Source organism: Aestuariivirga sp. (assembly GCF_041738905.1).
Lineage (GTDB): Bacteria > Pseudomonadota > Alphaproteobacteria > Rhizobiales > Aestuariivirgaceae > Aestuariivirga.
This window is the reverse complement of record NZ_JBGSOZ010000106.1, coordinates 50,888-73,671: the sequence shown is the minus strand read 5'-3', so window position 1 is coordinate 73,671 and position 22,784 is coordinate 50,888. Positions and strand designations below refer to the sequence as shown.

At 62.4% G+C, this 22,784-nt stretch carries 21 protein-coding genes; 14 read left to right on the top strand and 7 right to left on the bottom strand.

The features are described from left to right. Nucleotides 1-110: 110 nt before the first annotated feature. The 3 genes from ilvD to ACEW8Q_RS09175 all read left to right on the top strand — a co-directional run bounded on the left by ilvD (nucleotide 111) and on the right by ACEW8Q_RS09175 (nucleotide 4,170). Nucleotides 111-1,952 (top strand): dihydroxy-acid dehydratase, encoded by a 1,842-nt coding sequence (gene ilvD / locus ACEW8Q_RS09185; RefSeq protein WP_373503751.1) that lies wholly within the window; start codon nucleotides 111-113, stop codon nucleotides 1,950-1,952. A gap of 89 nt (nucleotides 1,953-2,041) precedes the next feature. Then, a complete protein-coding gene (locus ACEW8Q_RS09180; RefSeq protein ID WP_373503750.1) occupies nucleotides 2,042-2,686 on the top strand; it encodes a carbonic anhydrase in 645 nt (214 codons plus the stop codon). After that, complete coding sequence (locus ACEW8Q_RS09175; protein ID WP_373503749.1) at nucleotides 2,683-4,170, top strand: ribulokinase; 1,488 nt, start codon at nucleotides 2,683-2,685, stop codon at nucleotides 4,168-4,170. The genes ACEW8Q_RS09180 and ACEW8Q_RS09175 overlap by 4 nt, the downstream gene beginning before the upstream one ends. A 4-nt stretch (nucleotides 4,171-4,174) precedes the next feature. Here ACEW8Q_RS09175 and ACEW8Q_RS09170 read toward each other — a convergent pair whose 3' ends face one another. Next, complete coding sequence (locus ACEW8Q_RS09170) at nucleotides 4,175-5,200, bottom strand: LacI family DNA-binding transcriptional regulator (protein WP_373503748.1); 1,026 nt, start codon at nucleotides 5,198-5,200, stop codon at nucleotides 4,175-4,177. Between the two features lie 102 nt (nucleotides 5,201-5,302). Here ACEW8Q_RS09170 and ACEW8Q_RS09165 point away from each other — a divergent pair, with 102 nt between their 5' ends. Together ACEW8Q_RS09165 and ACEW8Q_RS09160 are read left to right on the top strand one after the other, a co-directional pair. After that, the gene (locus ACEW8Q_RS09165) at nucleotides 5,303-7,381 is read left to right on the top strand and encodes a hydantoinase/oxoprolinase family protein (RefSeq protein WP_373503747.1); all 2,079 of its coding nucleotides are present in this window, start codon (nucleotides 5,303-5,305) and stop codon (nucleotides 7,379-7,381) included. Next, entirely contained in the window at nucleotides 7,378-9,048 is a 1,671-nt protein-coding gene (locus tag ACEW8Q_RS09160; RefSeq protein ID WP_373503746.1) for a hydantoinase B/oxoprolinase family protein, read from the top strand. The genes ACEW8Q_RS09165 and ACEW8Q_RS09160 overlap by 4 nt, the downstream gene beginning before the upstream one ends. Here ACEW8Q_RS09160 and kynB read toward each other — a convergent pair. The 3 genes from kynB to ACEW8Q_RS09145 are packed head-to-tail and all read right to left on the bottom strand — an operon-like array spanning nucleotide 9,036 to nucleotide 11,860. Beyond that, nucleotides 9,036-9,665, bottom strand: a complete 630-nt coding sequence (gene kynB, locus ACEW8Q_RS09155; protein ID WP_373503745.1) for an arylformamidase — start codon at nucleotides 9,663-9,665, stop codon at nucleotides 9,036-9,038. The two genes, ACEW8Q_RS09160 and kynB, sit on opposite strands and share 13 nt — an antisense overlap. Then, nucleotides 9,662-10,894: a kynureninase gene (gene kynU / locus ACEW8Q_RS09150; RefSeq protein ID WP_373503744.1), complete on the bottom strand. Its 1,233-nt coding sequence runs from the start codon at nucleotides 10,892-10,894 to the stop codon at nucleotides 9,662-9,664. The genes kynB and kynU overlap by 4 nt, the downstream gene beginning before the upstream one ends. Before the next feature lie 12 nt (nucleotides 10,895-10,906). Beyond that, a complete protein-coding gene (locus ACEW8Q_RS09145; protein WP_373503743.1) occupies nucleotides 10,907-11,860 on the bottom strand; it encodes a phosphotransferase in 954 nt (317 codons plus the stop codon). A 145-nt stretch (nucleotides 11,861-12,005) separates the two neighbouring features. On the opposite strand from ACEW8Q_RS09145, the gene ACEW8Q_RS09140 reads away from it, so the two are divergent. The 5 genes from ACEW8Q_RS09140 to ACEW8Q_RS09120 all read left to right on the top strand — a co-directional run bounded on the left by ACEW8Q_RS09140 (nucleotide 12,006) and on the right by ACEW8Q_RS09120 (nucleotide 16,738). Further along, a complete protein-coding gene (locus ACEW8Q_RS09140) occupies nucleotides 12,006-12,866 on the top strand; it encodes a xanthine dehydrogenase family protein subunit M (protein WP_373503742.1) in 861 nt (286 codons plus the stop codon). Further along, a complete protein-coding gene (locus ACEW8Q_RS09135) occupies nucleotides 12,866-13,339 on the top strand; it encodes a (2Fe-2S)-binding protein (protein ID WP_373503741.1) in 474 nt (157 codons plus the stop codon). Before ACEW8Q_RS09140 ends, ACEW8Q_RS09135 begins: the two co-directional genes overlap by 1 nt. Before the next feature lie 3 nt (nucleotides 13,340-13,342). Further along, nucleotides 13,343-15,607 carry a xanthine dehydrogenase family protein molybdopterin-binding subunit gene (locus tag ACEW8Q_RS09130; RefSeq protein ID WP_373503740.1) on the top strand — a complete coding sequence of 755 codons (2,265 nt, stop codon included), beginning with the start codon at nucleotides 13,343-13,345 and terminating at the stop codon, nucleotides 15,605-15,607. 1 nt (nucleotide 15,608) lies between these two features. Next, nucleotides 15,609-15,854, top strand: a complete 246-nt coding sequence (locus tag ACEW8Q_RS09125; RefSeq protein ID WP_373503739.1) for a MoaD/ThiS family protein — start codon at nucleotides 15,609-15,611, stop codon at nucleotides 15,852-15,854. Nucleotides 15,855-15,931: 77 nt separating this feature from the next. After that, the gene (locus ACEW8Q_RS09120) at nucleotides 15,932-16,738 is read left to right on the top strand and encodes a DUF3800 domain-containing protein (RefSeq protein WP_373503738.1); all 807 of its coding nucleotides are present in this window, start codon (nucleotides 15,932-15,934) and stop codon (nucleotides 16,736-16,738) included. Nucleotides 16,739-16,804: 66 nt separating this feature from the next. On the opposite strand, the gene ACEW8Q_RS09115 is transcribed toward ACEW8Q_RS09120, so the two are convergent. Beyond that, entirely contained in the window at nucleotides 16,805-17,179 is a 375-nt protein-coding gene (locus tag ACEW8Q_RS09115) for a nuclear transport factor 2 family protein (protein ID WP_373503737.1), read from the bottom strand. Nucleotides 17,180-17,400: 221 nt separating this feature from the next. Between ACEW8Q_RS09115 and ACEW8Q_RS09110 the strand changes: the two genes are divergently transcribed. Next, on the top strand, nucleotides 17,401-18,321 hold the full coding sequence (locus ACEW8Q_RS09110) for a ring-cleaving dioxygenase (RefSeq protein WP_373503736.1): 921 nt from the start codon (nucleotides 17,401-17,403) through the stop codon (nucleotides 18,319-18,321). A gap of 6 nt (nucleotides 18,322-18,327) precedes the next feature. On the opposite strand, the gene ACEW8Q_RS09105 is transcribed toward ACEW8Q_RS09110, so the two are convergent. Further along, nucleotides 18,328-19,329, bottom strand: a complete 1,002-nt coding sequence (locus tag ACEW8Q_RS09105) for a Gfo/Idh/MocA family protein (RefSeq protein ID WP_373503735.1) — start codon at nucleotides 19,327-19,329, stop codon at nucleotides 18,328-18,330. Between the two features lie 62 nt (nucleotides 19,330-19,391). After that, nucleotides 19,392-20,306, bottom strand: coding sequence for a LysR substrate-binding domain-containing protein (locus tag ACEW8Q_RS09100; RefSeq protein WP_373503734.1), 915 nt, complete (start codon nucleotides 20,304-20,306; stop codon nucleotides 19,392-19,394). Between the two features lie 117 nt (nucleotides 20,307-20,423). On the opposite strand from ACEW8Q_RS09100, the gene ACEW8Q_RS09095 reads away from it, so the two are divergent. Genes ACEW8Q_RS09095 through ACEW8Q_RS09085 form a run of 3 tightly spaced genes read left to right on the top strand, consistent with a single transcriptional unit; the run spans nucleotide 20,424 to nucleotide 22,778 of the window. Then, nucleotides 20,424-21,152 (top strand): LamB/YcsF family protein, encoded by a 729-nt coding sequence (locus ACEW8Q_RS09095; protein WP_373503733.1) that lies wholly within the window; start codon nucleotides 20,424-20,426, stop codon nucleotides 21,150-21,152. 25 nt (nucleotides 21,153-21,177) lie between these two features. Further along, nucleotides 21,178-21,408, top strand: coding sequence for an acetyl-CoA carboxylase (locus ACEW8Q_RS09090; protein WP_373503732.1), 231 nt, complete (start codon nucleotides 21,178-21,180; stop codon nucleotides 21,406-21,408). Nucleotides 21,409-21,410: 2 nt separating this feature from the next. Further along, nucleotides 21,411-22,778, top strand: coding sequence for an acetyl-CoA carboxylase biotin carboxylase subunit (locus ACEW8Q_RS09085; RefSeq protein ID WP_373503731.1), 1,368 nt, complete (start codon nucleotides 21,411-21,413; stop codon nucleotides 22,776-22,778). The last annotated feature ends 6 nt before the right edge of the window (nucleotides 22,779-22,784 follow it).

Genomic DNA, 22,784 nt, shown 5'->3' with positions numbered 1-22,784 from the left:
GCCCTTGCCCTATCACAAGGTCAAAATCCGGAGCGGAAACGCGTGCAGCCGATCCTTTTCGGCCGGCCCCAAGCCCGGCAAGAACCAAGAGAAGATCCGAGGTAACACCGATGCCAGCCTATCGTTCGAGAACCACGACCCACGGCCGCAACATGGCGGGTGCGCGCGGCCTTTGGCGCGCCACCGGCATGAAGGACAGCGATTTCGGCAAGCCGATCATCGCCGTGGTCAACTCGTTCACCCAGTTCGTCCCCGGTCACGTGCACCTGAAGGACCTCGGCCAGCTGGTCGCCCGCGAGATCGAGGCTTCCGGCGGCGTCGCCAAGGAATTCAACACGATCGCCGTCGACGACGGCATCGCCATGGGGCACGACGGCATGCTGTACAGCCTGCCGAGCCGCGAACTCATCGCCGACAGCGTCGAATACATGGTCAACGCGCACTGCGCCGACGCCATGGTGTGCATCTCCAACTGCGACAAGATCACCCCCGGCATGCTGATGGCGGCGCTGCGCCTCAACATCCCGTGCGTCTTCGTGTCTGGCGGTCCGATGGAGGCGGGCAAGGTTGTCCTCTCTGGCGTCACCAGGGCCCTCGATCTCGTCGATGCGATGGTCGCCGCCGCCGACGACAAGGTCTCCGACGAGGACGTAAAGGCCATCGAGCGCTCGGCCTGCCCCACCTGCGGATCGTGCTCCGGCATGTTCACCGCCAACTCGATGAACTGCCTGACCGAGGCCCTCGGTCTTTCGCTCCCCGGCAACGGCTCGACGCTCGCCACGCATTCCGACCGCAAGCGCCTGTTTGTCGAGGCGGGCCACCTCGTGGTCGATCTCGCCCGCCGCTATTATGAGCAGGACGACGAGAACGTGCTGCCCCGCAACATCGCGAGCTTCGGCGCCTTCGAGAATGCCATGACGCTCGACATCGCCATGGGCGGCTCCACCAACACGGTGCTCCACATCCTTGCCGCCGCGCACGAGGCCGAACTCGACTTCACGATGAAGGACATCGACCGCCTGTCGCGCCGCGTGCCGGTGCTCTCGAAGGTCGCTCCCGCCAAGTCGGACGTGCACATGGAAGACGTGCATCGCGCAGGCGGCATCATGGCCATCCTCGGCCAGCTCGACAAGGGCGGCCTTATCAACCGCGACCTGCCGACGGTCCATTCCGCCACCATGGGCGAAGCGCTGGAACGCTGGGACGTGTCGCGGACCAAGTCCGAGTCCGTCCGCGAATTCTTCCGCGCGGCTCCGGGCGGCGTGCCGACACAGGTCGCCTTCAGCCAGTCCAGCCGCTGGGACGAGCTCGATCTCGACCGCGAGAAGGGCGTCATCCGCAGTGTCGAAACCCCCTTCTCGAAGGATGGCGGCCTCGCCGTGCTGTACGGCAACCTCGCACTTGAAGGCTGCATCGTGAAGACGGCGGGCGTCGATGACAGCATCCTGAAGTTTACCGGCAAGGCCAAGGTGTTCGAGAGCCAGGATTCAGCGGTCGATGGCATCCTCAACCGCGGCGTCGAGGCGGGCGACGTCGTCGTCATCCGCTACGAAGGCCCGCGCGGCGGCCCCGGCATGCAGGAAATGCTCTATCCGACGAGCTATCTGAAGTCGAAGGGCCTGGGCAAGGCCTGCGCCCTCATCACCGATGGCCGCTTCTCGGGCGGCACTTCGGGGCTCTCCATCGGTCACGTTTCGCCGGAAGCCGCGGAAGGCGGTCTCATTGCGCTGGTGCAGGAAGGCGATACGATCGAGATCGACATTCCCAATCGTTCGATCCGTCTCGCGGTGCCCGATGATGAACTGGCCCGCCGCCGCGCGGCCATGCTGGCGCTGGGCGACAAGGCCTGGAAGCCGAAGGAACAGCGCAAGCGCAAGATCACCACGGCACTCAGGGCCTATGCCGCGCTCACAACCAGCGCCGCCAAGGGCGCCGTGCGCGTGGTGGAATGAGAGTGACCTCGACGCATTGACTATGGGAGGGCCGGGCTTGACCCGGCCATCTTTATGACCACCACTGCACGCGAGAAGGGACCAACACCATGCCGCTGCCATCCATGCTGCTCGACGGCTACTCGAATTTCCGCTCCGGCCGCTACACTTCCGAAGCCGCGCGCTATCTCAAGCTTGGCGAAGGCGCGCAGAAGCCAAAGACCATGATCATTGCCTGCTGCGACTCGCGCGCAGCACCCGAGACGATCTTCGATGCGGGCCCCGGCGAAATCTTCGTCGTCCGCAACGTCGCCAATCTGGTTCCGCCCTACACGCCGGATGGCGGCCATCATTCGACCTCGGCCGCGCTTGAATTCGCCGTGCTCTCGCTGGGCGTGAAGCATGTCGTGGTGATGGGTCATGGCCGCTGCGGTGGCATCCGTGCCGTGGTGCAGGACGCGAGTCCGTTGAGCAATACCGATTTCATCGGATCTTGGATGCGCCCCATCAAGGATGTCGCGCGCATCGTGCCGCGGGAGGAGGGCTGCGATGACCACATTCACGAGCGCCTGATCGAGCGCGCCTCGATCGAACATTCGCTGGCCAATCTCCGCACATTTCCATGGATTCGCATGAAGGAGAACAAGAAGGACTTGTCTCTTCACGGCGTCTGGTTTGATATCTCGATGGGCGAACTTCACGCTTACGATGAAGGCGAGGCCCAGTGGATGGCCATCGGGGGAGGAGCGGTATGAGCTATGTGATCGGCGTCGACGGCGGCACGGAATCGATCCGCGCCTTTGTCTTCGATCTGGACGGCAGGCCGCTCGCATCCGTTGCAACACCTTACAAGACAGAGTTTCCGAACCCATCCTGGGCAGAGCAGAACCCCGAGGACTGGTGGGCCTGCATGGGCCAGTCGGTGAAGGGAGCGATCGCCAAGGCCGGTGTATCCCCCGCCGATATCATCGCCCTCAGCGTCGACACCACCTGCTGCTCCGTCGTGGCGCTCGATGATGCCGGCAAGCCGCTCCGCCCCTGCATGATCTGGATGGACGTCCGCTCGTCGAAGGAGGCGGACGAGATTGCCGCCACGAAGGACCCCTATCTGCGCGTCAACGGCGGAGGGGCCGGTCCCGTCTCGGCCGAGTGGATGATCCCCAAGTCGCTGTGGATGAAGCGCAACCAGCCGGAGATGTTTGCGCGCGCGGCAAAGGTCGGCGAATACCAGGACTACATCAATTTCCGCCTGACCGGCCAATGGGTGGGTTCGCTCGGCAATTCCGCCATCCGCTGGCACTACCAGACCCAGCATGGCGGCGTGCCGCGCTCGCTGCTCGCAGCCGTAGGCCTCTCCGAACTGGAAGAGAAATGGCCGAACCCCATTCTCGCGCCAGGCACGCCCATTGGCCCGCTGACGAATGAGGCAGCCGTTCACTTGGGCCTGAAGTCCGGAATGTTGGTGGTTCAAGGCGGGTCCGATGCCTTCATCGGCGTCATCGGACTGGGCGTCACCGAACCGGGCGAAATGGCCCTGATCACCGGGTCCTCGCATCTGCACATCGGCATTGTCGACCGCGTCGTCCACAAGCCCGGGGTCTGGGGCACCTACATGGACGGCATCTATCCCGGAAAGCCGATCATCGAGGGCGGGCAGACGTCCACTGGTTCCGTGATCGCGTGGTTCAAGCGCCACTTTGCCGAACATACCAGCTGGGACACGCTGAACGATGGTGCCAAGGCCATTCCGCCCGGTGCTGAAGGTCTGCTCGTGCTCGATCACTTTCAGGGTAACCGCACGCCCTATACCGACGCCCGTTCTCGCGGCGCCATCACGGGGCTGACGCTGAAGCACACCCCGGCGCATGTTTTTCGCGCCATCATCGAGGGCATCTGTCTGGGAACACGGCTCATCACCGACAGCTTCGGCGAGGCCTTCACGCCGAAGCGCATTGTGCTGGCGGGTGGCGCCACCAATTCTCCGCTCTGGCTGCAGATCCACGCCGACACCATCGGCGCTCCGATCGAACTGACGGAAGTGGCGGATGCGCCAGCCTTGGGCTGCGCCATCCTGGCCGCGCACGGCGCTGGCAAGTTCAGGACCATCGAGGAAGGCTGCAATGCGATGGTGCGTTCGAAAGCGGTGATCGAGCCCAACCTTGCCAACACGAGGTTCTACGAAACCGAAATGCTGCCGCGCTACGCCAATCTCTACGGCGCCCTGAAAGAAGTGCGGTAGAAGATCAGGGCAGATTATCCCTAAGGAAAATATCGATCCTGATCCGCTCCTGGCTCTCGATCAGCGGAACGTTGTCGGCCTTGGCGATCAGCACGCGGATGGCGCTGCGGACTTCATGGCCGGGGTCCTGGTTGATGACGGCATCGATGGTGCCGCGGATCAGCGCCTTGCGGTTCGTGTCGCTCAGGTCATGGCCCAGCAGCACAACCTCTTTCGCGCGGCCCGATGCCTCAAGTGCCGAGACAATGCCTCTGGTGCCGCCGCCAACATTGTAGATGCCGAGGAGGTCGGGTTGCTCGGCCAGAAGCTGGTGGGTCATGTCTTCCAGCTTCCGCCAGTCGTCGCGTGACTCGCGCACCGGCAGAACCTTGAGGTTCGGATATTCATGTGTCAGCACCTGCTCGAAGCCGAACTGGCGCTCGATATGATCGCGCAGCGCCAGCGAGCCTGCGATGAGGCCGACCTTGCCCGAAAGCCCGCGCAGGAAACGGCCCATGAGGCTTGCCGCCGTGCGGCCCGCGGAGGAGTTGTCGATCCCGGCATAATGCACGCGCTTCGATCCCGGCACGTCAGACACGAGTGTCACGACCGTCACGCCGCGCGACGCCAGCGCATTGATGGCCTCGCGCACGGCGGGGTGGTCGAGTGCGGCCACCGCGACACCATCATGCACGTCACCGATTGAATCGAGGGTCGCCGCCAGAAGTTCGCCATCGAACACGTCAACCCGCTTGATGGTAATCGCCACGCGCTCGCCCGCCATCCGGTCGGCCATGGTGCGGACTTCCTCGTTGATCCGCTCCCAGAAGTCGCCTGAGCGGTCTGGCAGCACGAAGCAAAACCTGTATTCCCGTGACCGCGCCAGACGGGCCGCGATGCGGTCGGGCTGGTAATTGAGGTCGCGGATGGCGCTTTCGACCTTGTTGACGGTCACCCCGCGCACGCCCGGCCGGCGGTTCAGCACCCGGTCCACCGTCGCGACACTCACACCCGCCACGCGGGCCACATCCTGGATCGTCACTTTTGCCATGAGGGCTTGATAGAGTGGTGCAGCGGTTTCTGCAACACGCCCATCAAAAACCGGATGCGAAAGCCTCTTGCCAAAATGATCGTGCGCGCCTTAACCACAGGTATGGCTCAACAGGCAAAACTCGCCGCCGACATTGGCGGCACCTTCACTGACATTGTGCTCGAAAGCGGCCCGAAGCGCTGGAGCGGCAAGGTCCTCACCACCACCCATGCGCCGGAATTGGGCGTCATCGAGGGAATAGGGATCGTGCTGGCCCAGTCCGGCCTGAAGCCGCAGGACATCGGCGTCTTCATCCATGGCACGACGCTCGCCACCAATGCCCTGATCGAGCGCAAGGGCGCGAAGACGGCCTTCATCACAACGGAAGGCTTCCGCGACATCATCGAGCAGGGTTACGAAAAGCGCTTCGACCATTACGACCTGATGATCGACCGCCCGGTGCCGCTGGCGCCGCGCACGCTGCGCTTCGAAGTGAGGGAACGGCTTTCCGTTGACGGCGAAGTGCTCGTGCCATTGGACGATACGGGTGCTGCGACGCTGGCGGGCAAGATCGCGGCGGAAGGTGTGAAGGCCGTCGCCATCGGTTTCCTCCATGCCTATGCCCACGACGCGCACGAGAAGCGGGTGCGCGAGGTGCTGGCAAAGCACCTGCCGAAGGATGTCACCATCTGCATTTCGAGCGAAGTGGCGCCTGAAATCCGCGAGTACGAACGGTTCTCGACGACCATCGCCAATGCCTATGTCAGGCCCTTGATGGCGAGCTATCTCTATCGCCTCCGCGACCAGCTGAAGGACATGAAGCTCTCGGCGCCGCTCTTCCTGATGATGTCGGGCGGCGGCCTCACGACGCTCGAGACGGCGGCGCGGTTTCCGATCCGCCTCGTTGAATCAGGCCCCGCGGGCGGCGCCATCCTGGCCAGCCAGATCGCGGCGGAATGCAATTTGCCGGAGGTGCTGTCCTTCGACATGGGCGGCACCACCGCGAAGATCTGCCTCCTCACCGATGGTGAGCCCGAGCGCGCCCGCAAGTTCGAGATTGCCCGCGCCTACCGCGACATGAAGGGCTCCGGCATTCCCGTCCGCATTCCGGTGATCGAGATGGTCGAAATCGGCGCAGGCGGCGGCTCCATCGCGCGCGTCGACAAGCTGTCGCGCATAACGGTCGGACCGGACAGCGCAGGCTCCACACCGGGCCCCGTCTGCTATGGGCGCGGCGGCACCGAGCCCGCCGTGACGGACGCCAATCTGGCGCTGGGCAAGATCGACCCCGACTATTTCGCTGGGGGCAAGATTCCCCTCGATGAAGCCGGTGCGAAGGCTGCGCTTCAAAAGAACATCGGCAGCAAGCTGGGCCTCAAGGACTTCTGGCCCGCGGCCGGCGTCACCGAGATCGTGGAGGAGAACATGGCGAATGCCGCGCGCGTTCATGCCATCGAGCGGGGCCGCGACATTGCAGCCTGCACCATGATCGCCTTTGGCGGCGGAGCACCGCTTCATGCCTGCCGCCTCGCGGAAAAAGTGGGCGTGCGTTCCATCATCGTGCCGCTTGGTGCTGGCGTGGGTTCTGCCATTGGCTTCCTCCGCGCCCCCGTTGCCTATGAGATCACACGGAGCGCAGTCGTTTCGCTTGAGGCCTTCAACGCCGAAAAGGTCAACGCCCTGATCGTCAGCATGACGGCTGATGCCCGCTCCGTTGTCGAACCCGCGCTTGGCAAGGCAAAAGCCACGGTGCGGGTCATCGCGGATTGCCGCTACGTTGGCCAGGGTCACGAGATTCGTGTCAGCGTTCCGGTGAAGAAGCTCTCGAAAGCCGATGGTGCGAAGATCAAGGTAGCGTTCGAGCGCTTGTACGAACAGGTCTATGGCCTGCGCATTCCCAACCAGGAAGCCGAAGCGATCACCTGGTCCGTCACCGTCTCCTCGCAAGCCGTCAAGCCCAAGCGCGCCGCCAAAGCCGCGAAAAGGCCCGCGCCGAAGCCGCGCTCGAAACGGACCATATATGATCCCGCACTCGGCAAGCAGGTGTCCGCGCCCGTCTACTGGCGCTTCGACATGAAGGCTGGTGCCGCCATCAAGGGCCCGGCCATCATCGCGGAAGACGAGACCTCCACCATCGTCGGCGCCAACTTCACGGCCTCCGTCAATTCCCTCGGTTACATCGTTCTGGAGCGCGTGAAATGAGCAAGGACGCACTCGCCGCCATCCGCACGCAAGTGATGTGGAACCGCCTCATCGCTGTTGTCGAGGAGCAGGCGCAATCTCTGCTGCGCACGGCCTTCGGCACCATCACGCGCGAGGCGGGCGACTTGTCCGCCGGTGTCTATGACACCGAAGGCAACATGATCGCGCAGGCGATGACCGGCACGCCCGGCCACGTCAACACCATGGCGACGGCGGTCGCCCACTTCTTCAAGCTCTATCCGCAATCGACCATGAAGCCCGGCGACGTGTTCATCACCAACGACCCGTGGCTCGGCACCGGCCATCTGTTCGACTACGTGATGATGACGCCGGTATTCCTCGGCAAGAGGCTCGTCGCCTTCTTCGCTTCCACCTGCCATGTCATCGACGTAGGCGGCGTCGGCATGTCGGCCAAGGCCAATTCCTCGTTCGAGGAAGGAACCCTCATTCCCCACATGCGCGTCCGCAAGGAGGGCACGCTCAACGAGGAACTTCTGTCGATCATCCTCGCCAACTCGCGCAGCCCGGTGGAAGTGCGCGGCGATATTCTGTCTCTCATCAGCGCCAACGATACGGGCGCGCGCCGCCTCATCGACATGATGGCGGAGTTCAAGCTCACCTCGCTTGATGCTCTGGCGAAGCACATCCTGAAGCAGTCCGAGAAAGGCGCGCGGGAAGCGATCAAGGCGCTGCCCGAGGGCGAATGGTCCTACGAAATGCCGCTCGACGGCTATGAGCGCCAGCTTGTGCTGAAGTCGAAGATGACGATCAAGGGCGGCAAGATCACCGTCGATTTTTCAGGTTCCTCGGCCGCCTCATTGTTCGGCATCAACTCACCACGCACCTATACACATGCCTATGCCGTGTTCGGCCTCAAAGCCGTGATCGCGCCGCATGTGCCGAACAACATCGGTTCACTCTCCTGTTTCGACCTCGTCACCGAGCCCGGCACCATCGTCGATCCGACCCGGCCTTCACCGGTAACAGCCCGCCACGTCATCGGCCAGATGCTGGCTGACAGCGTATTCGGTTGTTTGGCACAGGCGCTGCCCGGCACGGTGCAGGCGGAGAGTGCTGGCCCCATCTGGATTCTCTCGCTCTATTCCGCCCATGGCCGCGTTTCGCCGGAAGAAACCGCCCATGCGAAGAGCTTCGCCGTCATCAACATGGGATTGGGCGGCATCGGCGGCAGGCCCGGCAAGGACGGCCTCGCCACCACGGCCTTCCCGTCGGGCGTCGGCACCATCCCTGTCGAAGTCACCGAAACGCAGTGCCCGCTCTATTTCAAGCGCAAGCACTATCTGGCCGATTCCGGCGGCGCGGGTGAATGGCGGGGCGGAGTGTCGCAGATCATCGAAGTTGCAAACCGCGAGGCGGCACCCTTTGCGATTTCAGCCGCGACCTTCGACCGTATCCACAATGCAGCCCAGGGCCGTGACGGCGGCATGCCGGGTTGCAAGGGGGCGGCACGCCATGGTTCAGGCGACGTGCTTCCCGACAAGGGCATCCACGTCATCGCCAAGGGCGACAGCCTCGTGCTGGAACTTCCCGGCGGTGGCGGTTTCGGCCAGCCTGACAAGCGCGACAGGACCTTGCTCGAAGCCGATATCGCCGCAGGGCTGGTAACGCCCGAAGCGGCACGGCGCGACTACGGCTACGACGGCTGAAGTCTTCTTAGCACCGCCCGCACTGGCGAAGCGTCGAGGTTTTCGAATTTCAGGGGCAGGGCAATGAGTTCGTAGTCGCCGGGTTCGACATGCGCGAGGACGAGGTTCTCGAGGATGCGCATATTGGCGATCCGGCAGGCGTTATGGGCCTCAAGAGATTTCGACGTTTCGGGATCGACCGAGGGCGTGTCGATGCCGACGAGCACCACGCCGCGCGAGGCCAGCAGGTCCACTGTTTCAGCGGCAAGCGCCCTGAACCCTGTGGGCCAGGTCTTTGGATCGGGCTGATCGGCCAGCAGAAGCAGGACACGCGGCGGCACTCCGGCGAGCTTTGTTTCGATATCTTCGGGCAGGCAGACCGGCCCATCGCCTCGGGCGTCGATCACACGGCAGGGCCCGATATAGGGCTCAAGGGACAGTGCGCCTGCCGTGGCGCCATCGGCTGAGTAATGCAGCGGTGCATCCGCATGGGTGCCGCAATGGACCGAGAAGGCCACACGAGAGACGTTCACCGGGCAGTTGGGGCCGATCCGGAACGTCCAGCTTTCCTCGTAGGCCGCATCGCCGGGAAAGCCCGCCATGCCGGGAGACAGTCCCTGCGATATGTCGATGATCATGTCACGGCCTTGCGCGCGAGGAATTGCGGCTGGTCCCATTCGCGCCCGTCGAGAATGCGGACGAGCACATCGACTGCGCCCCACACATCCGCAAAGCTTGTGTAGAGCGGCGTGAAACCGAAGCGGATCATGTCGGGCGCGCGGAAATCACCGATGACATGGCTGGCGATGAGGGCTTGCATCACCGCGTAGCCTTGCGGGTGATGAAGCGACACATGCGATCCGCGTTGCGCCATGTCGCGCGGCCCGGCGACCGTCACCCCATGAGGACCGCAGCGTAGCTCGACGAGATCAATGAACGTCTTGCACAGCGCCATGGACTTTTCGCGCAGCACACCCATGTCGACATCGTCCCACACATCGAGCGCGGCTTCGAGTGCCGCCATCGAAAGGATCGGCTGCGTGCCGCACTGGTTGCGAATGATGCCGGGGGCTGGGCGGTATTCGAGATCGAAGCTGAAGGGCGCTGCATGGCCCCACCAGCCTGACAATGCGGGCTGAACCTTGTCCTGCAGGTCGGGCCGGACATAGAGAAAGGCTGGGGCACCCGGCCCGCCGTTCAGGTACTTGTAGGTGCAGCCCAGCGCGAAGTCGGCGTTGCTGCCGGCAAGATCGACAGGCGTCGCCCCGGCGGAATGGGCGAGGTCCCAGATGGTGAGCGCGCCCATCGCATGCGCCCTGGCGGTGACCGCCTTCATGTCGTGAAGGCTAGCTGTGCGGTAGTCGACCTCGGTGATCATGGTGAAGGCGATCGTCTCGTCGATCGCGTCCATCACCTGTTCCGGCTCCACCACCTTCAACACGTAACCATCGTCAAGCAGGTCGCGGAAGCCTTGGGCGACATAGAGGTCGGAGGGGAAATTGCCACTGTCCGAGAGGATCACGCGGCGTGAAGGGTTCAGCTTCGCCGCCGCTCCGAGCAGCTTGAACAGATTGACCGAGATGGTGTCGCCCGCGATGACACTGTCTGGCGGCGCGCCGATGAGCCGCGCGAGGCGGTCACCGATCCGGCGCGGCATGTGGAACCAGCCGTGCTCGTTCCATGACTTGATGAGTGTCTGCCCCCACTGCTTCTGCGCCACTTCGGCCACGCGCAGGGGAACATTGACGGGCAGCACGCCCAGCGAATTGCCATCGAGATAGATCATGCCCTCGGGGATCGAGAAGGCCTTGCGTTTTTTTGCCAGCGGATCGGCACGGTCGAGCGCCTCGCAGTCCGAACGCTTCATCGCATGCTCTCCTCAGCGGCCGTAGGTTTTCAGGTAGGTTTCATGAACCGCATCGAAGCGGCCCAGATACTCGGCAGCATAGGCGATATAGTCGACGCCCGGCGCATTGAGATGCAGCTCGGACACCATGCCCCAGACGGCCTCGCGCAGCGCGCTCGCAGCCTTCATCGCGTGGAAGGCCCGCCACACTGATTCGGGCGGCGTGCCGTCGAAATAGGCCTCGAGGATCGTCCGCTCGCCCACTGCATCGAAGGAGTTGTTGGCGGCAATCGAGGCCAGGTCGAACATGGCGGTGCCGAATGCGCCATACTCCCAGTCGATCAGCCACAACCGCTCGCCATCGTCCATGAAATTGGTCGGCAGGATGTCGTGGTGGCCGAACACGATGGGGAGCGGCACCTGTGCTGCTTCCAACTGGTCGACAATGTTCATCCAGCGCAGGATGTCGGGCACATGCCGGTGATGTCCGGCCTCCAGCGTCCGGAAGTAGTCACGGAGGATCTGGAATACCCAGAAGATGGCACCTTGGCCGGAGATGTGCCTCCCCATGTCGCGGTGGCAGCGCCGGATGATTTCGACGCAAGCCCCGGCATTGGCCCTGACATCGGCCTCCGTATAGGTGCGGGCCTCGATGTTGCGGAGCACCATGATACCATCCGCCGCATGCAGCACTTCGGGCGAAAGTCCCGCCTCGAAAGCTGCCCGCGAGGCGATGGCTTCGCGCTCGCGCGACACCTGGTGGAAGGGATAGTCGCCACCGACCCGCGCGACATAGAGTCCCGCCGAATCGGCCACCCTGAAACTGGCGTTGCTCACGCCGCCCTTCAGCGAAACCACGGATTTCAGCCCGCGCCAGAGCGGCAATGCCCGCACGCGCGCTTCCGCCTCGCTCATCGTTTCGCCCGCCCTGCCGCTGTCTGAAACCGTCAATTGGTTCACCTCTGCTTCGCGGATTCGACTTTCCATGGACGTGATCCAGCCGTCAACGGTGACCCGCTTGCGGATAATCTGCCCTGCGCGCCTGTATCATGGCAGAAACACTGTCGCACCCGTTGACCTTGAGGCCTTCCATGGCCCAAAATGCACAGTGAAATTCCAAACAGGTGACACAATGCAATATGAAGCACCAGAAACGACCAAGGCGGCGGTAAGCCTGCTCGCCAAGGCAAAGGGGAGCGCTTACGTGCTGGCGGGAGGCTCCGACCTCCTCGTCCGCATGAAGGGCGGATATGTCGAGCCGGACCTCGTGGTCGACATCAAGCGCATCAAGTCGATGCGCGAGGTGAAGAAGACCGCCACCGGTTTCTCCATCGGCGCGGCCGTTCCGTGCGCGGCTCTCACTGAAAACAAGGCCTTGACCAAGGCGTGGCCGGGGATCGTTGAGGCGGCAGGCCTCATCGGTTCGAAGCAGATTCAGGGCCGCTGCACTATTTCGGGCAATCTCTGCAATGCCGGCCCCGCGGCAGACAGCGTTCCCGCCATGGTGGCGGCAGGTGCCAAAGCCGTGATCCAGGGCCCCAAGGGCAAGCGCACCATGCCGGTGGAAGACATTCCCGTCGGCCCCGGCAAGACCTCCCTCAAGAAGGGCGAACTGGTCGAAGCAATTCTCCTTCCGGCCCGCAAGCCGAAGTCGGGTGACGCCTATCTCCGCTTCATCCCGCGCTCCGAAATGGACATCGCGGTGGTGAGCGCCGGCGTGAACCTGACGATCGACGGTAAAGGCGTTGTCACCGCCGCCCGCGTGGCGCTCGGCGCCGTGGCGCCGACCGTGCTTCTGGTGGCCGCAGCCGCCAAGGCCATCATCGGCACCAAGCTCGATGACGCCGCTCTCGAAAAGCTGGGTGAAGCCGCATCCGCCGCCTGCCGTCCCATCGACGACAAGCGTGGCACCATCGAATTCAGGACCAAGGTTGCCGCCGTACTGGCAAAGCGCGCCGCGAAGATCGCGTACACCCGCGCAGGAGGAAAATAATGGGCGTTCTCGTTTCAACCACCATCAACGGCGACGCCGTGGAATTTGCCTGCGAGCCGGATGAAACCCTGCTCGACGTGCTGCGCAACCGACTTGGCCTCACCGGCGCCAAGGAAGGCTGCGGCACGGGCGACTGCGGTGCCTGCAGCGTGCAGGTCGATGGCCGCCTCATCTGCTCCTGCCTCATGCTCGGCGTCGAGGCTGAAGGCCGCAAGATCGGCACCGTCGAAGGCATGGCCGATGGCGCAACGCTCCATCCGCTGCAGACCAAGTTCATCGAGCATGCTGCACTCCAGTGCGGCATCTGCACCCCGGGCTTCCTGATCGCCGCCAAGGCGCTGCTGGAAAAGAACCCGGATCCTTCGGAAGAAGAAATCCGCTTCGGCCTTGCCGGAAACCTTTGCCGTTGCACCGGCTATGACAAGATCGTGCGCGCCGTGCAGGACGCCGCCAAAGAGATGAGAGGAGCCTGATCCATGCCGCTCGACAGCACATATACAGGTCAGTCGTTCAAGTCCGTCGGCACGCGTCCGCTGCGTCCGGACGGCATCGACAAGGTCACGGGCCGCGCCAAGTACGGCGCCGACCACAACATGCCGGGACAGCTCGTCGGCCTCATACTGCGCAGCCCCCATGCGCATGCCAGGATCAAGAGCATCGACACCTCGAAGGCCGAGAAGCTCGCGGGCGTGAAGGCAGTTCTGACCGCCGCCGACCTGCCGGATCTCACCAACGGCGATGCCGGCATGTTCGACATCCTCGACAACTGCATGGCCCGCAAGAAGGTGTTCTATGACGGACATGCGGTGGCGGCCGTAGCCGCGACCGACATGAAGACGGCCAAGCAGGCCCTCAAGCTCATCAAGGTCGAGTACGAGATCCTGCCGCACGTCACCGAAGTGGACGAGGCCGTGAAGCCCAAGGCTCCGGTACTTCATGCCAAGTGCTTCACCGAAGGCGTCGAGCCGAAGCCCACCAAGGCTTCGAACATCGCCAAGGTGACCGAGTTCGGCCACGGCGACGTGGACGCGGGCTTCGCCGAAGCCGACGTCATCGTCGAGCGCAACTTCAAGACCGAGCAGACCCACCAGGGTTACATCGAGCCACACGCTTGCGTGGCGAGCGTCAGCCCGGATGGCACGGGCGAGCTCTGGGTGTGTACCCAGGGCCACTTCGTCTATCGCAACCATTGCGCCATGCTGCTTGGCATGGATGTGTCCAAGCTCCGCGTGACGTCGTCCGAAATCGGCGGCGGCTTCGGCGGCAAGACCCATGTGTGGGCCGAGCCCGTCGCCCTTGCGCTGTCGCGCAAGGCGAACCGCCCGGTGAAGATCGTGATGTCGCGCGAAGAGGTGTTCCGGGCATCCGGACCGACCAGCGCCACCTCGATCGACGTCAAGATCGGCATCAAGAAGGACGGCACCATCACCGCTGGCAAGGCGGAACTCCGCTATGCCTCGGGCCCCTATCTCTCCATGTGGGGCGAACTGGGCGCGATGACGTCGTTTGCCTGCTACGACTTGAAGAACGTCAAGACCCGTGGCTACGAAGTGCTGGTGAACCGCCCGAAATCGGCGGCCTACCGTGCGCCTTCTGCACCGATGGCCGCTTTCGCGGTCGAGAGCGTCGTCGACGAACTCGCCAAGAAGATCGGCAAGGACCCGCTCGAGGTCCGCATCATGAACGCGGCCAAGCAGGGCACCAGGTCGTCCTATGGCCCGGTCTTCGGCCCGATCGGCATCGGACCGACGCTCGAAGCGGCGAAGAAGCATCCGCACATGTCGGCACCGCTCGGCCCCAACCAGGGCCGTGGCTATGCCTGCGGTTTCTGGTTCAACTTCGGCGGCCAGACCTGCACCGATCTCAACATCGGTGTGGATGGCTCCGTGACCCTGACAGTCGGCACGGTGGACGTCGGCGGCTCGCGCGCCTCGCTCGCACTCTGCGTCGCTGAAGAACTTGGCGTTCCGTACAACCAGGTGAAGGCCATCGTCGCCGATACCAGCACGCTCGGCCATAACGACATGACCGACGGCAGCCGTGGCACGTTCTCCTCCTCGATGGCCGGCATCTTCGCCGCCCGCAACGCGGTCGCTGTCCTCAAGGAACGAGCCGCAAAGATGTGGGAAATCCCCGTCGACGACGTGACGTGGGAAAACGGTGAAGCCAAGGCCGTGGGTGAGAAGTATGGCAACCTGGCGCCGCTGTCCGTCAAGGACATCGCCGCCGCCGCCGCCAACACGGGTGGCCCCATCGCGGGCCATGCCGAGATTGTTGCCGATGGCGCGGGCGTTTCGTTCGCCACGCATATCGCCGACGTCGAGGTCGATCCTGAAACCGGCCGCTCCAGGATCGTGCGCTACACGGTCATCCAGGACGCCGGCAAGGCAGTTCACCCGACCTATGTCGAAGGCCAGTACCAGGGCGGTGCTGCGCAAGGCATCGGCTGGGCGCTGAACGAAGAGTATATCTATGGTGCGGATGGACGGCTCAAGAACGCCGGCTTCCTCGACTACCGCATCCCGGTGTGTTCCGACCTTCCGATGATCGATACGCAGATCCTCGAGATCCCCAACCCCAACCACCCCTATGGCGTGCGCGGCGTTGGCGAAACCTCGATCGTTCCGCCGATCGCCGCCATCGCCAATGCCATGTCGAACGCCTTCGGCGTCCGCATGACCCACGTTCCCATGTCGCCCCCGCGCGTCCTCAAGGCGCTCGAGGCGGCCAAGAACGCCTGATTTGGCTGATATCCACCTATGGGGGGCGCTCCGTCCGGCAGCGGGTGGAGCGTCCGTCGTTCAAGTGAACGCGAAAACCATCCGTGAGCTGTTCCGCAAGCTCGAGGAAGACTACCCCGGCATGGCCCCACACATCGCGCGGGGCGTGGCGGTTTCAATCAATGGCAAGATCTTCCGGGACAACTGGCAGGAAGAATTGCCCGAGGGGGCAGAGATTTATTTGCTGCCAAGGATACAGGGCGGGTAAGAGGGCAACTCAACCAATAGTAAGGTTTTTAATTCAGCCTGCTCAACCCGCTATTCCCACAATAGGCCAGAGCACTCATGGCACTGTTCCATGCATACTTTGACGATAGCGGCAAAGATGGTCGCTTTCCCATCCAAGTAATTGCAGGATATGTAGCGTTGCCCAAAAATGCACGCGCATTAGAGATAAGGTGGCGTCAGGCGCTGCAGAAGTATGATCTTCCCTACTTTCACATGGTGGATTGTGCTCAAGGGACGAAGACATTCAAAGGTAGGAGTAGAGAGCAGTCATCTGAAGCAATAAAGCATTTCATTGGGATAATCCGTCAGCACGTTAGTCTAGGTTTTGCGTTCGCCACACCGCTGCATCGGTATAAATTCGAGTCAACGATAGGGAAACCATACAAGTTCTGTGCCGAAATGATTCTGGCATACATGTTCCAAGAACTTGATAGGCACTTTGGAAGTCAATACAGAATATTGTTCCACTACGAGGCGGGCCATCAAGACGGTGCAGAAGCACTCAGGAGCTTCTCGCTTGATAAAGGTTCGCAGACGAGAAAGGGATCAGCATCATTCTCCTTCGTCAGCAAATCTGATTCAGGAATGATCCAAGCTGCCGACATTCTTGCGTGGCAGTATTCCAAACATATCAAGAATCTTGTCGAAAGCCGCCGGCCACCTAGGAAAGATTTCTTGGCTCTAATGGATGATCGTACGAAATTGTTGGCCGGCATGCCATACAAGGACAATGTTCTGATTCAGTTCATGGATGGAAGCGTAATTACATCGCCAAGATATACTCAAAGCTTGAAAGACCTGTTTGGGAGTGAAGAACCAAAGAGCGCAGAAATGATATCTTACTTTCGTGAAGTTGACTCCTAATTCTGAAAACTCCCCAAGGGCGCGGAGATCTATCTCCTGCCGCGGATACAGGGCGGGTGAGGTTCGTCAGGTTCGGATTTTCCAGTACGAATCCTTCTTCACGATTTTGTCGTCCTGGAATGTGAAGAAGTCACAGCCTCTTACCTCGATCGCCTTTCCGTCCTGACCCGTTCCCGTCAGCGTCCAGCGTGATATTCCCGTATCGCCCGCAACGAGATGTACCGCGTCGCCATAATGAACGTCCGGTATGCCTTCGAACCGGGTCGCAAGTGCGGCCCGCACGGCATCGCGCCCGCTGGCACGGCTCCCCCAGGGATCAGGCCCTCTTGGCATTTCCAACACGCAGTCTTCGTGGAAGAAGGACATGATCCGATCGAGGTCATGGTCGTTGAACGCATTGAGGACGCTGTGAAGGATCGCAAGTCTGGATGAGTCGGACATGGTTGCACCACGCTGCTGCACAAGTTCCAAAGCCGAAAGCAAGGTAATAGGGTGGACCTGTTCAGGTAAATCCGCAAGGGACGGTTCCCGGTATGGGACTATTCCGTAACTAATCTAATTACTATTGAATTTTTCTGCCGTGCCACCAATATTGCGGCCACCGGAGCCATTCCGCTCCTCAACATGAACACCGCCACGAACTGGCGTGCTGGAATTCCGTCATGAACCTCAAGGGCTTTCACCACCTCACCGCCGTCACCGCCGACGCGCCCGGAAATTACAAGTTCTACACCCAGACGCTGGGGCTGAGGCTCGTCAAGAAGACGGTGAACCAGGACGATACCTCCGCCTATCACCTGTTCTATGCCGATGGCATCGGGTCGCCCGGTACAGACATCACCTTTTTCGACTGGCCCGTGGGCAAGGAGAAGCGCGGCACTCATTCGGTGACACGCACTGGTTTTCGCGTCGCCAATGAGGAGGCGCTGAAATTCTGGCAGCACCGTTTCACCATGCTGGGCGTGAAACAGGAGAAGATCGTTGATCAGGCCGGCTGGCAGACGCTCGCCTTCGAGGATTTCGAAGGCCAGCGCCTGGCGCTGGTCGCTGACAATGCGGGCGAGGCGCACACCTGGGCCGAAAGCCCGGTTCCGGCCGAGCACCAGATCCGTGGCCTCGGCCCCATCACCATGAGCGTGCCGGATATCCGTCACACCGATAAGGTGCTGACCAATCTGATGAACATGGTGCCCACGGGTACATTTGGCGGCACGCATGTCTACAAGATGGGTGCCGAGGGCGCTGTGGGTGAGCTTCACGTGACGGTCGATCCTACCCTGCCGCAGGCACAGCAGGGCGCGGGCGCCGTGCATCATCTTGCCTTCAACATTCCCTATGCCGAGTATGACGCCTGGGCCGACAGGCTGCGCTCCATGCGGGTTCCGAACTCAGGCCCGGTCGACCGCTTCTGGTTCAAGAGCCTGTATTTCCGTGAGCCGAACGGCGTGCTCTTCGAACTCGCCACTGACGCGCCGGGCTTTGCGACCGACGAGTCGATGGAGAACCTCGGCAAGACTCTCTCGCTTCCGCCCTTCCTCGAAGGCCGCCGCGAGCAGATCGAAGCGGGACTGAAGAAGCTCTAAGCCTCTTCAGGCGTAAAGCGCGGGCTTTTTCTCGTAGGAGATCTGCACGGTCTGTCCGGTTTCGAGAGACTTGACGCCGGCGTCTGTGACGGTTGTGGCGACATAACCGTCCCAGGCGCTGGAGCCTGTGGGGCTGCCCGAGCGGATCGAGTTGATCCAGGCCTGGTTCTGGATGCGATAGGCGTCGGCAAAACGCGGGCGCCAGTCAGGGGCGAGACCCGTCGAGGTGGCGAGCGTGCTGCGGACGACGGTATCAGCGGGCGGCATCAGCGACACGGTGCCTGTCTCGCAGACGAGCTCGCCCTTCACGTCATAACCATACTGCGCATTGAGGAAGAGCTCGACATCGACGAGCTGGCCCTTGTCCGTCTCGAACACCACCAGCATCGGATCATCGAAATGCGACAGCTTCGATCGCCTGGCCTTGAACACGTGAACCGAGGTGAGCTCCGCCGAGAGCACCCATCGCGAAACGTCCACCTCATGCCCGCAGGAACTGACGATCGCCATAGCCGATGTGAAGTAGGAGGGCGCCGTCGCATTCCGATGCACGCAATGCATGGCAAGCGCCTCGCCGAAACGGCCTGACTGCAGGGATTGCCGCATTTCGGCATAGCCAGGATCGAAGCGCCGCATGTAGCCGAGCTGCACCAGCCTGCGGCCCGTAGACAATTCGGCCTCGATCACCTTGAGGCCTTCGGCGGCGGTCGGCGCCAGCGGCTTTTCACAAAGCACATGCCTTCCGGCCTTGATGCAGGCCATGGCAAAATCCGGATGCGTGGCATCGGGCGATGCGATGAGGACGGCGCCGATCGCGGGGTCGTTGATGAGCCCCATCGGGTCGTTCACGCCGCGCTTCGCACCCGTCTCTGCGGCAATGGACTTGGCGCGCGCCTCGTCGGCATCCGAGATCGCCACCAGATGCGCGCCGGCGACCTGTCCCGCCAGAATGCGCGCATGGTCCGCTCCCATGATCCCCGCGCCGATGATACCAACTCCGATGCTCATGAATTCATTCTCCTGATTCCCTCCAAGATACTAGCCGAGTAGAAACCCGATCTCATGGGATTTCAGGCGGAGTTTCCAGCGCCGCCGAAGGACAGGCTCATGAATTCGTGGAACGTGCGGGTGGCCGGTGCCTGCGGCCGTGTGTGGTTCCACGCCAGCCCCACGTCCATCGTCGGGATGTCGGCGACCACGTTGCGAAGTTCGATGCGCTGGCCCTCAAGCGACCATGGCCGGTAGACCATGTCGGACATCACGGTGATACCCATGCCATCGGCCACCAGCGAGCGGATCGCCTCTACGGATGACGTCTTGAACACGATGTTGGGCCTCAAGCCCGTCGGCTTCCAGTAGCGTGACGCCGTCTGGTTCGCCTCGTCCACCGTCAGCATCATGTAGGGCTCACCCGCAATGTCGTCCAGAGTGATGGTCTCCGCGCCGAGAAGGCGGTGCTCAACCGGGAGCCACAAGCGGCGGCGCGAGCGGATCAGTGTCTCATGCGCCAGCCGCTTCTTGTCCTGCATGTTCGAGACCAGCATCACGGCAAGGTCGAGCGTGCCATCCTTCAATCCGCTTTCGATGGCGTTGCGTGGCAGTTCATAGAGTTCCGCCCGGATGCGGGGATAGCTTCGCGCAAACCGGGTGTAGTGGCGCGGCAGGAAATAGCCTGCCACCGTATAGGAAACCCCGATCCGCACCGTGCCGCTGATGGCGGGGTCCTCGGTCAAGGGCGCGTGCTGCGCCGCGGTGACGGCGGCCATTATGTTGCGGGCATGCTGCAGAAAGCGTGCGCCCTCCGCGGTAAGCGCCACGCCGGAGGGCAGCCGCTTGAAGAGCGCCACGCCTACGTCATCCTCCAGCAGTTTGATCGCGGCCGTCACCGCCGACTGCGACACATTGAGCGCCATCGCAGCCTGGCTGATCTGCCCGGCATCAGCCGTGGCGATGAAATAGCGGACTTGCTTGAGTGAAAGTGCCATATCTGTTTTATTGATACCGCAACGCAGTTTTTCTGATTTTACAATATTATGGACGTGCAGCAAGACTTGAGTCCAAGAATGGCGCTAAGCGCTCAAACAGGGCAGGGAGGTTGCAGGATGACCATCATCAACTGTGACATGGGCGAGGCCTTCGGCCTCTACAAGATGGGCGACGATGCCGGCCTGATGCCGCTGATCGACGTGGCCAACGTCGCTTGCGGTTTCCACGCCTCCGACTTCAATCACATGCGGAAGACGGTGCAACTCGCCAAGAAGCATGGCGTTAAGGTGGGTGCGCATCCCTCGCTTCCCGATCTTCAGGGCTTCGGCCGTCGCGAAATGAAAATCGGCCGGGACGAGCTGGCGAACTGCATCATCTATCAGGTAGGCGCTCTCAAGGGCTTTCTCGAAGCCGAGGGCATGACCTTGAACCACATCAAGCCCCATGGCTCGCTCTATGGCATGGCGGCGCGGATGGAGGAGATGGCACATGCGGTCTGCGATGCAGCCGATGTGTTCAAGGTGCCGCTGATGGGCATGATCAACACCTTCCACGAAAAGGTCTATACCGCGCGCGGCCACACGTTCATTGCCGAGTTCTACGCCGATCTTGATTATCGCGATGACGGCAGCCTCATCATCACCATGGAACACGACGCGAAGGACCCGGTGCAGGCCGCCGCCCTCTGCGTCCGTGCCATCCGCGAGGGCAAGGTGAGGGGTGTTGGCGGCAAGGACGTGGACGTGCGCGCCGATGCGATCTGCGTTCACTCCGACACGCCGAACGCGGTCGATATCGCAAAGGCCGTGCGTGAGGCCGTCAGACCCTATCTCGACCCAACCTGAATTTTTCACGATACGAGGACAGACAATGGCCCAGCTTCTTTCGCCGCTTCCCGGAACCTTCTACAGGAAGCCCGCACCCGACAAGCCGAACTACAAGAACGATGGCGATACCGTTGCCAAGGGCGATGTCGTCGGCCTCATCGAGGTAATGAAGTCCTTCAACGAAGTAACGGCGGAGAGCGCCGGAAAGATTTCCTTCGTCGCCGAGAACGAGGAGCCGGTGATGGCGGGCCAGCCATTGGCCGAGATCGCCTGAGCATGAAGATCACCAAGCTCCTGATCGCAAATCGCGGCGAAATCGCCGTGCGCATCATCCGTGCGGCACGGGAACTTGGATTGAAGACCGTGCAGGTGCACTCGGCGGCGGACGCGGAATCGCTGGCCGTGAAGATGGCGGACGAGGCCGTGAATATCGGCCCGCCGCATGCTGCGAAATCCTATCTCAACATCGAGAACACCCTGAAGGCCGCGAAAGATACGGGCGCGGATGCTGTCCATCCGGGCTACGGCTTTCTCGCCGAAAACGCGGGCTTCGCCGATGCGGTGGAAGCAGCGGGCCTCATCTTCGTCGGTCCCAAGGGCGATGCGATCCGCGTGATGGGCGACAAGGTCGCCGCGCGCGTGGCAGCCGAAGCGGCGGGCGTTCCCGTGGTGCCCGGCTCTGACGGCCGCATCGATGACCCCGATCAGGCCAAGGCCATTGCGCTCGCAATAGGTTTCCCCGTGATGATCAAGGCCGCTGCGGGCGGCGGCGGTCGCGGCATCCGCATCGCGCATGACATGAGCGAGTTCGAGAGCCTGATGCCGCAGGCATCCGCCGAAGCCAAGGCTGCCTTCGGCGATGGCGGCCTCTATATCGAGAAAGTGATCGAGAGGGCGCGGCACATCGAGGTGCAGATCCTGGGTGACGGCCATCGCGCGATCCATTGTTTCGAGCGCGAGTGCTCGCTGCAGCGCAGGCGCCAGAAAGTGTGGGAGGAGGCACCTTCCGCCGTTTTGCCACAGGCCGTGCGAGAGAAGCTCTGCGCGTCCGCCGTGGCGCTGGCCGAAGCCGTCAACTACCGCGGCGCCGGCACGCTCGAATATCTCTACGACGACGAAACGCACCACTTCTATTTCATCGAGATGAACACCCGCATCCAGGTCGAGCATCCGGTGACGGAGATGATCACCGGCATCGATCTGGTCCGCGAGATGATCCGCGTGTGCGGCGGCGAACGCTTGAGCCTCGCGCAATCCGACGTCACCATGCGCGGCCACGCCATCGAGGTCCGCATCAATGCCGAGGACCCGGCGAAGAATTTCATGCCTGCCCCCGGCACTGTCACCTCGCTTCGCGTGCCCGGCGGACCAGGAACACGGTTCGATACCATGCTTTATCAGGGCTATCAGGTGCCGCCCTTCTACGATTCGCTTCTCGGCAAGCTCATCGTGTGGGACGAGACGCGAGACGCCGCGATTGCCCGCATGTCGCGCGCACTTGGCGAACTCGAGGTCGGCGGCCTGAAGACCACGAAACCGCTGCATGAGCTGCTGGCCTCCGACGCCAGCGTTGCGCGGGCTGATTTTCACACGCGGTGGCTCGAACCCTGGCTCGAGGCCAATGCCCATAAACTGAATTCATGAGGGAGG

What these genes read in the sequence shown, in the direction of transcription:
- ilvD (WP_373503751.1), top strand. Translation starts at nt 111, where the DNA reads ATGCCAGCCTATCGTTCGAGAACCACGACCCACGGCCGCAACATGGCG.
- ACEW8Q_RS09180 (WP_373503750.1), top strand. Translation starts at nt 2,042, where the DNA reads ATGCCGCTGCCATCCATGCTGCTCGACGGCTACTCGAATTTCCGCTCC.
- ACEW8Q_RS09175 (WP_373503749.1), top strand. Translation starts at nt 2,683, where the DNA reads ATGAGCTATGTGATCGGCGTCGACGGCGGCACGGAATCGATCCGCGCC.
- ACEW8Q_RS09170 (WP_373503748.1), bottom strand. Translation starts at nt 5,200, where the DNA reads ATGGCAAAAGTGACGATCCAGGATGTGGCCCGCGTGGCGGGTGTGAGT.
- ACEW8Q_RS09165 (WP_373503747.1), top strand. Translation starts at nt 5,303, where the DNA reads ATGGCTCAACAGGCAAAACTCGCCGCCGACATTGGCGGCACCTTCACT.
- ACEW8Q_RS09160 (WP_373503746.1), top strand. Translation starts at nt 7,378, where the DNA reads ATGAGCAAGGACGCACTCGCCGCCATCCGCACGCAAGTGATGTGGAAC.
- kynB (WP_373503745.1), bottom strand. Translation starts at nt 9,665, where the DNA reads ATGATCATCGACATATCGCAGGGACTGTCTCCCGGCATGGCGGGCTTT.
- kynU (WP_373503744.1), bottom strand. Translation starts at nt 10,894, where the DNA reads ATGAAGCGTTCGGACTGCGAGGCGCTCGACCGTGCCGATCCGCTGGCA.
- ACEW8Q_RS09145 (WP_373503743.1), bottom strand. Translation starts at nt 11,860, where the DNA reads ATGGAAAGTCGAATCCGCGAAGCAGAGGTGAACCAATTGACGGTTTCA.
- ACEW8Q_RS09140 (WP_373503742.1), top strand. Translation starts at nt 12,006, where the DNA reads ATGCAATATGAAGCACCAGAAACGACCAAGGCGGCGGTAAGCCTGCTC.
- ACEW8Q_RS09135 (WP_373503741.1), top strand. Translation starts at nt 12,866, where the DNA reads ATGGGCGTTCTCGTTTCAACCACCATCAACGGCGACGCCGTGGAATTT.
- ACEW8Q_RS09130 (WP_373503740.1), top strand. Translation starts at nt 13,343, where the DNA reads ATGCCGCTCGACAGCACATATACAGGTCAGTCGTTCAAGTCCGTCGGC.
- ACEW8Q_RS09120 (WP_373503738.1), top strand. Translation starts at nt 15,932, where the DNA reads ATGGCACTGTTCCATGCATACTTTGACGATAGCGGCAAAGATGGTCGC.
- ACEW8Q_RS09115 (WP_373503737.1), bottom strand. Translation starts at nt 17,179, where the DNA reads ATGTCCGACTCATCCAGACTTGCGATCCTTCACAGCGTCCTCAATGCG.
- ACEW8Q_RS09110 (WP_373503736.1), top strand. Translation starts at nt 17,401, where the DNA reads ATGAACCTCAAGGGCTTTCACCACCTCACCGCCGTCACCGCCGACGCG.
- ACEW8Q_RS09105 (WP_373503735.1), bottom strand. Translation starts at nt 19,329, where the DNA reads ATGAGCATCGGAGTTGGTATCATCGGCGCGGGGATCATGGGAGCGGAC.
- ACEW8Q_RS09100 (WP_373503734.1), bottom strand. Translation starts at nt 20,306, where the DNA reads ATGGCACTTTCACTCAAGCAAGTCCGCTATTTCATCGCCACGGCTGAT.
- ACEW8Q_RS09095 (WP_373503733.1), top strand. Translation starts at nt 20,424, where the DNA reads ATGACCATCATCAACTGTGACATGGGCGAGGCCTTCGGCCTCTACAAG.
- ACEW8Q_RS09090 (WP_373503732.1), top strand. Translation starts at nt 21,178, where the DNA reads ATGGCCCAGCTTCTTTCGCCGCTTCCCGGAACCTTCTACAGGAAGCCC.
- ACEW8Q_RS09085 (WP_373503731.1), top strand. Translation starts at nt 21,411, where the DNA reads ATGAAGATCACCAAGCTCCTGATCGCAAATCGCGGCGAAATCGCCGTG.